At 64.7% G+C, this 11,661-nt stretch carries 11 protein-coding genes; 4 read left to right on the top strand and 7 right to left on the bottom strand.

Annotated elements, in window-relative coordinates; translation table 11 throughout:
• Window positions 1-129: 129 nt before the first annotated feature.
• The 4 genes from B552_RS0125400 to B552_RS0125385 all read right to left on the bottom strand — a co-directional run bounded on the left by B552_RS0125400 (window position 130) and on the right by B552_RS0125385 (window position 4,448).
• Window positions 130-1,491 carry a GntP family permease gene (locus tag B552_RS0125400; protein ID WP_019451875.1) on the bottom strand — a complete coding sequence of 454 codons (1,362 nt, stop codon included), beginning with the start codon at window positions 1,489-1,491 and terminating at the stop codon, window positions 130-132.
• A 178-nt stretch (window positions 1,492-1,669) separates the two neighbouring features.
• Complete coding sequence (locus B552_RS0125395; protein WP_019451874.1) at window positions 1,670-2,062, bottom strand: RidA family protein; 393 nt, start codon at window positions 2,060-2,062, stop codon at window positions 1,670-1,672.
• Window positions 2,063-2,076: 14 nt separating this feature from the next.
• Window positions 2,077-3,540, bottom strand: a complete 1,464-nt coding sequence (locus B552_RS0125390; RefSeq protein WP_019451873.1) for a D-aminoacylase — start codon at window positions 3,538-3,540, stop codon at window positions 2,077-2,079.
• A 2-nt stretch (window positions 3,541-3,542) separates the two neighbouring features.
• On the bottom strand, window positions 3,543-4,448 hold the full coding sequence (locus tag B552_RS0125385; RefSeq protein ID WP_019451872.1) for a MurR/RpiR family transcriptional regulator: 906 nt from the start codon (window positions 4,446-4,448) through the stop codon (window positions 3,543-3,545).
• A gap of 141 nt (window positions 4,449-4,589) precedes the next feature.
• On the opposite strand from B552_RS0125385, the gene B552_RS0125380 reads away from it, so the two are divergent.
• From B552_RS0125380 to B552_RS0125370, 3 genes are read left to right on the top strand one after another with little or no spacing between them, the layout of a single operon-like run.
• Window positions 4,590-5,861, top strand: coding sequence for an amino acid deaminase (locus B552_RS0125380; protein WP_026036044.1), 1,272 nt, complete (start codon window positions 4,590-4,592; stop codon window positions 5,859-5,861).
• A 51-nt stretch (window positions 5,862-5,912) separates the two neighbouring features.
• Entirely contained in the window at window positions 5,913-6,848 is a 936-nt protein-coding gene (locus tag B552_RS0125375) for a sugar kinase (RefSeq protein WP_019451870.1), read from the top strand.
• 44 nt (window positions 6,849-6,892) lie between these two features.
• Window positions 6,893-7,534, top strand: a complete 642-nt coding sequence (locus B552_RS0125370) for a bifunctional 4-hydroxy-2-oxoglutarate aldolase/2-dehydro-3-deoxy-phosphogluconate aldolase (protein ID WP_019451869.1) — start codon at window positions 6,893-6,895, stop codon at window positions 7,532-7,534.
• 137 nt (window positions 7,535-7,671) lie between these two features.
• On the opposite strand, the gene B552_RS0125365 is transcribed toward B552_RS0125370, so the two are convergent.
• The 3 genes from B552_RS0125365 to B552_RS0125355 all read right to left on the bottom strand — a co-directional run bounded on the left by B552_RS0125365 (window position 7,672) and on the right by B552_RS0125355 (window position 10,991).
• On the bottom strand, window positions 7,672-7,800 hold the full coding sequence (locus B552_RS0125365; protein ID WP_019451868.1) for an entericidin A/B family lipoprotein: 129 nt from the start codon (window positions 7,798-7,800) through the stop codon (window positions 7,672-7,674).
• 141 nt (window positions 7,801-7,941) lie between these two features.
• Window positions 7,942-9,285: an EAL domain-containing protein gene (locus B552_RS0125360; protein WP_026036042.1), complete on the bottom strand. Its 1,344-nt coding sequence runs from the start codon at window positions 9,283-9,285 to the stop codon at window positions 7,942-7,944.
• Between the two features lie 392 nt (window positions 9,286-9,677).
• Window positions 9,678-10,991, bottom strand: coding sequence for a hemolysin family protein (locus B552_RS0125355; RefSeq protein WP_019451866.1), 1,314 nt, complete (start codon window positions 10,989-10,991; stop codon window positions 9,678-9,680).
• 246 nt (window positions 10,992-11,237) lie between these two features.
• Here B552_RS0125355 and B552_RS0125350 point away from each other — a divergent pair.
• A partial coding sequence (locus B552_RS0125350; RefSeq protein WP_019451865.1) for a helix-turn-helix transcriptional regulator occupies window positions 11,238-11,661 on the top strand: 424 nt, incomplete at its 3' end.

Here is an 11,661-nt window from a genome sequence, read left to right as displayed (position 1 = left end):
CCCGCATGCGGGAGAGGGGCGGGGGAGAGGGCCGGCGGCTCAGTTTGCGACGGATCGCGATTTGAACCTCGGAGCCCTCTCCCCCAACTGCTCTCCCGCAGGTCGGGAGAGGGCGCAAGGCTTCAGCGTTTACACCACCGATGCCAGTCCCAGCGTCAGCAGCAGCGCCACGACGGAGATGAGCGTCTCCGCGACAGACCAGGTCTTGAACGTCTGCGCCACGGTCATGTTGAAGTACTCCTTGACCAGCCAGAAGCCGCCGTCGTTGACGTGCGACAGAATCAGCGAACCGGCGCCTGTGGTCAGTACCAGCAGTTCGGGGCGCGTGCCCGGTACGCTGGCGGCAATCGGGGCGACGATGCCTGCCGCCGTGGTCATTGCCACCGTGGCGGAGCCGGTGGCGATGCGGATCATCACGGCCACCAGCCAGCCCAGCACCAGCACCGAGACGTTCGCGTGGGTGGCTACGTCGACGATGGCGGTGGAGATGCCCGAGTCGCGCAGGATGCGGCCGAAGCCGCCGCCGGCGCCCACCACCAGCACGATGATTGCGGTCGGTGCCACGCACTCGTTGGTGAATTTCAGGATCGCGTCGCGGCCAAAGCCGCGTGCCTTGCCGAACGTGTAGAAGCTGACGAGCGCGGCGATCAGCAGCGCCATCACCGAGTTGCCGATCAGCTTCAGGAAATCGTTGGCAAACGTCTTCGGCGTGGCGATCAGGTCGGCCCAGCTGCCGATCAGCATCAGGATCACCGGCAGCAGGATCGTGAACACCGTGATGCCAAAGCTCGGCAACTGGTGCGATTCCTTGACGTTGTCGGCTTCCTCGGTGAACTGTTCGGCCAGCGGGTTGATCGCCGGCAGCTTCACGTGGCGGTCGATCAGCTTGGCGAACAGCGGGCCGGCGATGGCGGCCGTGGGGATGCCGACGATCAGCGCATACATGATCGTCTTGCCAATGTCCGCGCCATAGGCTTGCACGGCCAGCAGCGCGGCAGGGTGCGGCGGAATCAGGCCGTGCACCACGGAGAGGCCGGCCACCATCGGGATGCCTACCAGCACCATCGAGGTATTGGTCCGCTTGGCAACGTTGAATGCGATCGGTACCAGCAGCACGAAGCCCACTTCGAAGAACACCGGCAGGCCGACGATAAACGCGATGACCACCATGGCCCAGTGAACGTTCTTCTCGCCGAAGAGGTCGATCAGCGTCAGTGCGATGCGCTCGGCACCGCCCGATTCGGCCATCATCTTGCCAAGCATCGTGCCAAGCCCGATCACGAGCGCGATATGCCCGAGCGTGCCACCCACACCGGCTTCGAACGACTTGATGATGTCGCCCATCGGCATGCCCACGGCAAAGCCGAGCGCCACCGAAACCACCACAAGTGTGATGAATGGGTTCAGCTTGAATTTGGCGATCAGAATCACCAGCGCGATCACGGCGATCAGCGCATAGACCAAGAGTGTGGTTCCGGTAACGGCACCCATGTCGTCTCCTTTTCGCGGGGGGCGTTTGTTATGTACGAACGGTCCGCTTTTCGCGTAGTAAAAAACCGCTATGCCTTGCGATGCGTAGCGGCGGCGGGTTGAGAAAGCTGAGAAAACTGAAAAAGCTGAGAAAGCTGGGGATCGGCTGGCTCGCCGATCACGGCTGTGCAGGTGAGGCTCAGGCCGTCGGCTTCTTGTAGGCGATGCAGTCCACTTCGACCTTGCAGTCGACAACCATGCTCGACTGCACGCAGGCGCGCGCCGGCGGGTTGGCGCCGAAATATTCCTTGAAGATCTTGTTGAACGACGTGAAGTCGCGCGCATCGTCCAGCCACACGCCACAGCGCACGACGTGCTCGGGGCCGTAACCGGCCTCGGCAAGGATGGCCATGACGTTCTTGATGGCCTGATGGCTCTGGGCGACGATGCCGCCGTCGATGACTTCGCCGTTGACCATCGGCACCTGGCCGGACACGTACAGCCAGCCGTCCGCCTGCACGGCACGTGCGAACGGCATGTGCGATCCACCCTGGCCGGTGCCGCCTTCGACGCCGAATCGTTTGATATCCATGGAAACTCCTGTTTTCAGTGTTGTTGCGTGGCGCCGCGCGGCAGGAAGCGGCCGGCGCGAATGCCGGTGGCCGCGCGTTGCTGCCATGTCAGTTCGCCGTTGACCCAGACCGCCGCAATGCCCTCTGCCGGCTGCTGCGGGTCCGTGAAGCTTGCGGCGTCGCGGATCGTCGTGGCGTCGAACAGCACGAGATCGGCCCAGTAGCCTTCACGTACGAAGCCACGGCCGGTCAGCCCGAACCGTTCGGCGGACAGCCCCGTCATCTTGTTGACGGCCACGGCAAGCGGAAACAGTTCGCGATCGCGGGCATAGTGGCCCAATACGCGTGGGAACGCGCCCCACAGGCGCGGATGGGGAAGCGGATCGTTGGGCAGGCCATCGGAGCCGACCACGGTGGCGGGGTGGCTCAGGATGCGATCGACGTCGGCATCCTCCATGCAGTGATAGACCGCGCCAGCGGGCTGCAGCCTACGTGCCGCTTCCAGCAGGTCCACGTTCCATTCGGTGGCGATATCGGCCAGCAGGCGGCCCCCCATCTCCGGATGGGGCTCGGACCACGTGACCTGGATGTCGAAGTCGCTGGTCACCTGCTTGAGGTCGAGCGTCGACGAACTGGCCGTGTACGGATAGCAGTCGCAGCCTACCGGCTGCCAGCGTTGCGCGCCCTCCAGCGCACCCAGCACTTCGCCGCTGCGGCCCCAGTTCGGCACGCCCGCGCATTTGAGGTGCGAAATCACCACCGGCACGCGCGCGTGGCGGCCAATGCGGAATGCTTCGTCCATCGCGTCCAGGATTTCCGCGAATTCGCTGCGCAGGTGCGTGGCGTAGAGCGCGCCGGCCTCGGCCAGCGGCGCGGCCAGCGCCAGCACCTCGTCGGTGGGGGCGTGGAACGCGTTCGCATAGGCCAGGCCGGTGGACAGGCCCAGCGCGCCGTGGTCCAGCGCTTCCTGGAGTTGGCTGCGCATCGCGGCGATCTCGGCGCCGGTGGCGGCGCGATCGAACCGATCCATATGGTTGCTGCGCAGCGCGGTATGGCCTACCAGGGCGGCCACGTTGACGGCCGGTTGCGCGGCGTTGACGGCGTCGACGTAGGACTTGAAATCGGGATAGCGGAAAGCGTCCGCGCGTCCGAGCAGGTTCATCGGGTCGGGCGGGTCGCCCACCAGCGTCACGGGCGCGGCGCTGATGCCGCAGTTGCCGACCACGACCGTGGTTACGCCCTGCGAGATCTTCGGCGTCATCGCCGGCTCGCGCACGACATTGGTGTCGTCATGGGTGTGTACGTCGATGAAACCGGGCGAGAGCACCAGACCGTGGCCTTCCACGACGCGCGACGCCGTGTCCGGGTCGATCGAGCCCGCGTCATCGATGCGCGCGATGCGGCCGTCGCGGATCGCCACATCGGCCATGCGCGCCGCCGCGCCCGAGCCATCGAGCAACAGCACGCAGCGGATCAGGGTGTCGAACAGGTGTGGCATCGTCAGTCTCCGAGCGGCTGGCGGCTGTCCGGCCCATCGCTGTCCTGGTTCACGCCGCGATGGGCGTCCAGCACGTACTTGAGCCGGCGCAGCTTTTCCTTGCTTTGCCCCTGCTGCATCAGCGCAAAGCGGGTCACCAGTACGTCCAGCACCAGCAGCATCGCGTAGCGCGACGCCGACGGCTTGAAGATGAAATCCGTTTCCATCGTCCGCACGGGCAGCAGGACATCGGCACGGGCTGCCAGCGGCGAGCCCAGCGCGGTCACGGCAATCAGCCGTGCGCCGTACTCGCGTGCGATATCGCAACTGGCCAGCATCTCCGGCACATTGCCGCTGGCCGAGAATGCCAGCACCACGTCGTCGCGCGTCAGCGTGGCCGCCACCATCTTCTGCAGCAGCGCGTCCTGATACGTGGCCACCGGATGCCCCAGCCTTGCCAAACGGAAGCGCGCCTCGTCCGCCATGAAGGTTGAGCCGCCACCCATGCCAAAAGCGTAGACCATGCGTGCGTCGAGCAACAGCCGCGCGGCAATGTCGATCCGTCCGGGGTCGATCAGCTTGCGGTTGACCTCGAGCGTCGTGATGACATCGGCGTGAATCCGCTCGGCCAGCGCGGCGGGGGAATCCGTATCCACCGGCCCCGGTGCAGGCTGCAGGAAGCGCGACCCGACCGCCGTCGCCTGAGCCAGGCGCAGTTTCAGGTCCCGCACGTCACGGCAGCCGATGGCCTTGGCAAAGCGCGTCACGCTGGCTTCGCTGACGGCGGCCTTGCGCGCCAGTTCATTGATGCTTGCCGCCGCGGCGCCCGCCAGATCCTCAAGGATCACCTGCGCCACTTTCTGCTCGGCCAGTCGCAAGGACGGGCCGCGCTCGGCAATGCGGGTCAGGATATCGAAGGGCGCAGTCATGGCGGACGGTGTGCGGACAGTGGGCGGCATGCCTCGCCGACCAACCGGTCAGCAAGGCGTGTTACTTTCTAACAAGGATGAAATATCGTAGTTTCAAGGCTATCATTACGTCAATTGAATTTTGACAGGGTGATGGCAGCCATGCGTGAAACAAAGTACCAGATCGGTATGATCGATCCGCTGAACAAGGCGCTGGGCCGCCTGGACGCGCCGCTGGCGCCGTCCGAAGCGGGCCAGCCGGGCTGGCGTCTGCTGTCGGAAGAGCTGAGCCTGCCGGCGGCTGTGCTTTACGAAGACCGGCTCGTCCACAACCTCCAGTGGATGCGAAAGTTCATGGGTGCTTATGGCGTGCAGTTGGCGCCACACGGCAAGACGACGATGGCGCCTAAGCTTTTTGCGCGCCAGCTTGCCGAGGGCGCCTGGGGTATCACGCTGGCCACGGCCCATCAGACTGCAGCGGCGGCCGCGCACGGCGTCAAGCGCGTGCTGTTGGCCAACCAGCTTGTGGGCCGCCGCAATATGGAGATCATCGCAGACCTGCTGGCCGGCGATCCGTCATTCGAGTTCTTTTCGCTGGTCGATTCGGCGGCGCTGGTCGATCAACTCGGTGCATTTTTCGATGGCCGCGGGCAGACCCTGCAGGTGCTGCTGGAGCTTGGCGTGGAAGGTGGCCGGACCGGCGTGCGCGATGCCGCGCAGCAGGCGGCAGTGCTCGAAGCGCTGTCACGCTGGCCCCGCGCATTGAAGCTGGCCGGCGTTGAAATCTATGAAGGCGTGCTGCAGCAGGAGGCCGATATCCGCAAGCTCCTGCAGCGTACGGTGGCCGTGACGCGCGAACTGGCGGCGGCAGGGCGCTTTGGCCGCACGCCCGTGGTGATGTCCGGCGCGGGCTCAGCCTGGTACGACGTGGTGGCCGAGGAATTTGCACGCACCGACATTGGTGTGCCAATCGATATCGTGCTGCGGCCCGGCTGCTATCTGACGCATGATGTCGGCGTCTATCGCGCGGCCCAGGAACGCATCCTGGCCAACAACCCGGTGGCGCAGAAGATGCGCGAAGGCCTGCTGCCTGCCTTGCAATTGTGGGCCTATGTGCAGTCGATTCCCGAGCCGAAACGCGCCATTATCGGCATGGGCAAGCGCGACGCGGCATTTGATGCCGGCATGCCGATTCCGGCGCAGATCTTTCGCCCGGGTACGGAGGCTCCAGTTGCCACGCCAGCTCACTGGAAGGTGACGGGCATGATGGACCAGCACGCCTACCTTGAGATCGACGCTGGCGATGACATCCGCGTCGGCGATATGATTGCCTTCGATATCTCGCACCCGTGCCTGACCTTCGACAAGTGGCGCCATATCCCCGTGCTGGACAGCCAGTTGCAGGTCATCGACATTGTTCAGACGTTCTTCTGACACACGGCCACATCGCGCGGCCACAACGAATGAAGAGGAAATGAGGTCGATATGAGCATCGATATCCTCGCCTATGGCGAACCACTGGTGGAGTTCAACCAGCAGCCGGACGACCCCACACGTTACCTGCAGGGCTTTGGCGGCGACACTTCCAACTTCTGCATTGCGGCGGCGCGCCAGGGGGCGACCACCGGCTATATCTCCGCCGTGGGAGCCGACAGCTTTGGCGAGCGGCTGCTGGCGCTGTGGACGCAGGAACGTGTTGATACCCGCCATGTGGTCGTGAATGCATCCGCCCCGACCGGCGTCTATTTCGTTTCGCACGACAACCACGGTCATCGCTTCGACTACCTGCGCGAAGGCTCCGCGGCCAGCCGCTATCACCACGAGCAGTTGCCGCTTGCAGCCATAGCGCAGGCGCGCTTCCTGCACCTGTCCGGCATCAGCCTGGCCATCAGCACGAGCGCCTGCGACGCCGGGCTGGCGGCGATGGAGCACGCGCGCAAGGCTGGCGCGAAAGTGTCGCTCGATACGAACCTGCGCCTTCGCCTTTGGTCCCTGGCCCGCGCGCGCGGCATCATGCGCGAGGCATTCTCACTGGCCGATATCTGCCTGCCAAGCTGGGACGACATCACGGTACTGACCGGGCTGGATGACCGCGATGCCATCGTCGACCACCTGCTGGAATGCGGCGTGGGGCTGGTGGCGCTGAAGCTTGGCGAAGAGGGCAGCTACGTTGCCACGCCGGAGGCGCGGTCACTGGTAGCGCCTTTCCCGGTGCGGCCGGTCGATGCCACAGGCGCCGGCGATTGCTTTGGCGGCAGCTTTATCGCGCGGCTTGCAGCGGACGCCGATCCGTTCGAGGCCGCCCGCTATGCCAACGTTGCCGCCGCGTTGTCCACCACGGGTTACGGGGCCGTAGCACCGATCCCATACGCGGAAACCGTGCGAGCCCGCCTGGAGCAGGGCGTCACGGTGATTGCCTGACGCCTGGAGCGGCGCCGTTCATACCCATTCATCGAAGATCTGTCATGCAAATTCAACCTTCCCCGCTGCTGGAACGCCTGACCAATGTGCCGGTGATTCCGGTGCTCGAATACCACTCGGTTGACGACGCGCTGCACATCAGCGAGGCGCTGGTTGCCGGCGGCCTGCCGATGCTGGAAATCACGCTGCGCACGCCGGTGGCGTTGCAGGCCATGGAGGCCGTGGCCAAGGCCCTGCCGCAAGCGGTGGTGGGCGCGGGTACCGTGCTGACAACCGACCAGTTGCGCGCTACGCGCGATGCCGGGGCCCAGTTCGCGGTGTCGCCGGGCCTGACGCAGAAGCTTGCCGAGGGCGCGCAGGGTGCTGGCATCTCGCTGCTGCCAGGCGTGGCAACGGCAAGCGAAGCCATGTTCGCACTCGAGGCAGGGTTCACATTCCTGAAATTCTTCCCCGCGGAAGCCGCGGGTGGCGTGCCGATGCTGAAGTCGCTGTACGGGCCGCTCGCGCAACTGAAGTTCTGCCCGACCGGCGGTATCGACCTGGCAAAGGCTTCGAACTACCTGGCATTGCCGAACGTGGTGTGCGTGGGCGGATCGTGGGTGGTGCCCAAGGATGCAGTCGCGGCGAAGGACTGGGGGCGAATCCGCAAGCTGGCCGAGGAGGCCGCGCAATTGAAGAAGGTGTGATGCGGACGGTGTGATTGCGGCTGACAGGCAATCGAATCGTGATGACAAAGCAAAGGGCGCAGACTGATCTGCGCCCTTTGTTGTCTCAACTGGCTTGGCTGGCTTAGCTGGCTCAGTTGTTTCGGCTGTCCCAGCGCTTACTTGCGCTCGGCCGAACTCTCAAGTTTCTGACCGCCCTTCTGAATGTCCTGGCCAAGGCCGGCCATCGTATTGCAGCCTGCCAGCAACGTGGCGACCAATACGCACCAGATCCATCCTTTCTTCACAACGGGCTCCTTTCAGGGATAGTAAGAACTGGGCACATTCTATCGCCGCGCCAATGTTTGTCGACGCAGGATATGTGCCAAAGTGTAAGCGCGCCAGGCACTTGCCAGGCACTGACGCAGGTGACATTCCCGGCCGGTTTGTCAGGCGGTGTCGGCTGTGCCGAGAAGCATGCGGGCTCTTGCGGCGACGGCGGCATGGGTCTGCGCCAGCCAGTGCGCTGGAAACGGTTGTGCCAACAGATAGCCCTGCATGCCATCGCAACCCCAACTGCGTACGGCTTCGAGTTGCGCCCAGGTTTCCACGCCCCTGGCGTAGACCGCGGCGCCGTGCGATTTGGCGAGCTTGCAAGCTGCCTGCAACGCGGACGCGGCATTGGCGGCAGCGCCTCCGGCGCTGCCGAGGTGCCGCGCATCCAGCATCACGGCGTCAGGGGTGACAAGGGCCAACGCGCGTCGGCTGGCCGGATCGTTCCCGAAGTCCGCAAGCGCAATCTGAATCCCGGCTTCATGCAACCGCGCGGCTTTCTGGGTCGTCTCGGGGGCATCCACCACGCTGCCGACCGGCACTTCCACGCACAGCCGCGCAGGCCGTATGCCTGCAGCTTCCACAGCGCGCCGCAGCATGAAAATGGTGTCGTCCGCCTGAAGCAGCGGGCCGGCGGCCAGCAGGTTGAACTGGACGTTCGCCGCGACGTCGGTTTCGCGCATCAGTTGCAGCAGTTGCTGCACCAGCCACCGGCTGACGTCGAGCATCATGCCGAGCGATTCGATCGCGGGCAGGAAGTCCTGCGGCGCAATGCGTCCCAGCACCGGATGGTGCCAGCGCAGCCGCACCGTGTACGCCACAACTTCCGCAGTGCGTAGGAGGGCACGCGGCTGCAGTTGCAGGCCGAACTCGCCCCGCGAGACAGCGTCGGGAAGGGCGGCCAGCAACGTGGTGAGACGCGGGCTGACCGGCTGGCTGGCGTTGCCGATACCATCGCCGCCGCGCCGGTTGATCTGCAGCATGGCGTCAAAAGCCTGTTGCAGATTGCGTTCCGTGGCACTTTCTGGGCGATCGATGGCTGCCCCGATGCTGCACGAGAGGAACACCTCGAAACCGTCGATGACGTAGGGGGGCGCCAGCGCAGACGCTATGCCCAGGCTTAGCTCCGACGTGCCGTCTGCGCCTTCTGGTAGCAGACAGGCGATGCCCAGGTCGGCCGGCCCCAGCCAGTGCATGACCGCCGGCATGACGCCCACGCCCGCCACGCGGGATTTGACCTGCGCGCGCAAGATGCTGGCGCGCCGGCTGCCGATGGTGTCGCAGGCGTGCTGGAAGCGGTCGAGGCGAATGATCAGGATGGCCAGCGGGTGCGCCGCGCCTACCTGCGCGCGATGCTCGTCAAGCGCGGCCAGGAAGGCGCCCGGTTGCGCATCTGTGAACGGTGATGGTTCGCGGCCACCGACACAGTGCTGTGGCGCGTCATTGGCGTCAAAATCCATCGAATACATCTGCTGGCAGCAAGTTCATGGTTTGCAATGGCCGCCGGCTGTTCCCGCGACTGCGTTTCCGGTTATGCGTTACCGGCGTGGTGCGCTCTCGTGGCGCATCTCGACTCAAAATGTAACTACGTAATAGTGCTGGTGCACTGCAGTCCTGATCATACGGCAGCAAGCTTCGGGGTCGTATTTCAGCGATGCCGGTGCCTGGTATCGTCTCAGCGAAGCTTGATTCAACGCAATCCCGGAAATGCCCGCACACCTTCCGTCTTGACCGCGGTTCTTGAAGGCGTTAAGGCAAGTCAGGGCAACCCAACACCGGCAACACGGAGAATGAAAACGGGCGCCTGACGCGCCCGTTCCGCTATGTCTCCGCCAAGGTCAGGTGCAGGTCATCAGCCTGTGGTCTCTGACTCGGGGCCGTCTTCCGGCTGCACCCGCGACGCCAACACCTTGTCGATTCGCTTGCCGTCCATATCGACAATCTCGAACTTCCAGTCGCCCCACTGTACGGTGTCAGCCGTCTGCGGCAGGCGGCCCAACAGCAATAACAGCATGCCGGAAAGCGTGTGGTAGCGCTCCTTGTCTTCCTCGGGAACGTTGCGAAGGCCGATGCGGTCCTTCAGTTCGGGGATCGGGATCAGGCCGTCCAGCAGCCATGAACCGTCATCGCGCTGTACGGCCCATTCCTCGCCAGCGGCATCGGGCTTGAACTCGCCCGTGATCGCCTCGACCAGATCCTGCAGCGTGACAAGCCCCAGTACCTCGCCGTATTCGTCGATCACGAACGCGATCTGGCCGCCCGACGAGCGGAAATTCTCAAGCAGTTCCATGCCCGTGACGCTTTCAGGCACGAAGACCGCCGGCTGCAGAACGGCCGTCAGCTCGGCCTTTTCGCCGCGCAGGCGCCGGGCCAGCAGTTGCCGGGCGCTGACAACGCCGAGGATGTCATGCATCCCGCCGCGCACGACCGGGAAGCGGGCGTGGTCCGACCCCTCGATGCGGCGCAGGTTCTCTTCCTCGGTGTCTTCCACATCAAGGTAGATCACGTCACCGCGCGGCACCATCAGCGAAGCAAGCTGGCGGTCGTCCAGGCGGAACACATTGCGAACCATCGTGTGTTCATGTTGCTCGATGACGCCGGCCTCGGAGCCTTCTACCAGCAACGCGTGGATCTCTTCCTCGGTCACGGCCGGGCCGCGGTTTGCCTTGACGCCCAGCAGGCGCAGCACAAGCCGGGTGGACCCCGAGAGCAGCTTGACGAATGGGGTGGACGCCACCGCCAGGAACGAAATCGGGCGCGCAGCCGTCCGTGCGATGGATTCCGGCGCAAGCTGGCCCAGCCGTTTTGGCACCAGTTCGCCCAGTACGATCGAGAAGTAGGTCAGGCCGGCCACCACGATGGCGGTGGCGACGAAGCCGGAGGTGCTGGCCGGAATGCCAAAGCCCTGGAGCCAAACGCCGAAAGGTGCGGCGAGCGTTGATTCACCAACCACGCCATTGAGCACGCCGATCGAGGTGATGCCGATCTGTACGGTCGAAAGGAAGCGGGTGGGGTCCTCGCCGAGTTTCACGGCCTCCATGGCGCCCCGGTCGCCATCGTCGATAAGGCGCTGCAGCCGGGCCTTGCGAGCCGTGACAAGCGCGATTTCGGACATGGCGAACAGGCCGTTCACCAGAATGAGCGCCAGAAGTATGGCTATTTCCATCAAGGTGCGCGCCCTGCGCGCGCGGGAATTGAAAAATCAGAGCATACCATCGGCATGTGACCCAACACTGCCTTGGTGCCGTGGGCGTCACTGTCGGGTGTTCAATCGTGCAGCCATGGTACGGTTGCTCCGTCCAGATCGATATGGGACGAATCTGAAAGAGCGAGGCCTGCCGCACACTGGTGAATACCCGTGATTACCTGCGAGGTAGTCGCGCGGGCTCCATCGCCGTGCTGTAATCGGTCCATGGAAACGCTCACCCCCGGCTCCGAAGCCGCCCTCGATTTCCCCGGACTGTTGCGCTACTGGCGCGGCAAGCGCGGCTACAGTCAGCTTGCGCTATCGCTGGCCGCAGGCGTGTCGCAGCGCCATATCAGCTTTCTGGAATCGGGGCGCGCGCGGCCCAGCCGTGAAATGGTGCTTGCCCTGGCGGAGCGCCTCGGCGTGCCACTGCGGCAGCGCAACAGGCTGTTACTGGCCAGTGGCTACGCGCCGGCCTACAGCGAGCACGCGCTGGCGTCGCCGCCGATGCAGATGGTGCGGCAGGCCATCTCGCTGATCCTTGCCAAACAGGAGCCGTATCCGGCCGTGGTGCTTGACCGCTTCTGGCATCTGGTCGATGCCAACCAGGCCTATCGGCGCATGCTTGACAAGCTGCTGGCAGGGCGCC

It is taken from the genome of Cupriavidus sp. BIS7 (genome assembly GCF_000292345.1).
In the GTDB taxonomy this organism is placed as follows: domain Bacteria; phylum Pseudomonadota; class Gammaproteobacteria; order Burkholderiales; family Burkholderiaceae; genus Cupriavidus.
Note: the sequence above shows the minus strand (reverse complement) of the source record. Positions and strands in the feature narration are given on the sequence as shown.

Bases quoted from the DNA above. Each gene is read 5' to 3' on its own strand.
- B552_RS0125400 (WP_019451875.1), bottom strand. From the start codon at position 1,491: ATGGGTGCCGTTACCGGAACCACACTCTTGGTCTATGCGCTGATCGCC.
- B552_RS0125395 (WP_019451874.1), bottom strand. From the start codon at position 2,062: ATGGATATCAAACGATTCGGCGTCGAAGGCGGCACCGGCCAGGGTGGA.
- B552_RS0125390 (WP_019451873.1), bottom strand. From the start codon at position 3,540: ATGCCACACCTGTTCGACACCCTGATCCGCTGCGTGCTGTTGCTCGAT.
- B552_RS0125385 (WP_019451872.1), bottom strand. From the start codon at position 4,448: ATGACTGCGCCCTTCGATATCCTGACCCGCATTGCCGAGCGCGGCCCG.
- B552_RS0125380 (WP_026036044.1), top strand. From the start codon at position 4,590: ATGCGTGAAACAAAGTACCAGATCGGTATGATCGATCCGCTGAACAAG.
- B552_RS0125375 (WP_019451870.1), top strand. From the start codon at position 5,913: ATGAGCATCGATATCCTCGCCTATGGCGAACCACTGGTGGAGTTCAAC.
- B552_RS0125370 (WP_019451869.1), top strand. From the start codon at position 6,893: ATGCAAATTCAACCTTCCCCGCTGCTGGAACGCCTGACCAATGTGCCG.
- B552_RS0125360 (WP_026036042.1), bottom strand. From the start codon at position 9,285: ATGGATTTTGACGCCAATGACGCGCCACAGCACTGTGTCGGTGGCCGC.
- B552_RS0125355 (WP_019451866.1), bottom strand. From the start codon at position 10,991: ATGGAAATAGCCATACTTCTGGCGCTCATTCTGGTGAACGGCCTGTTC.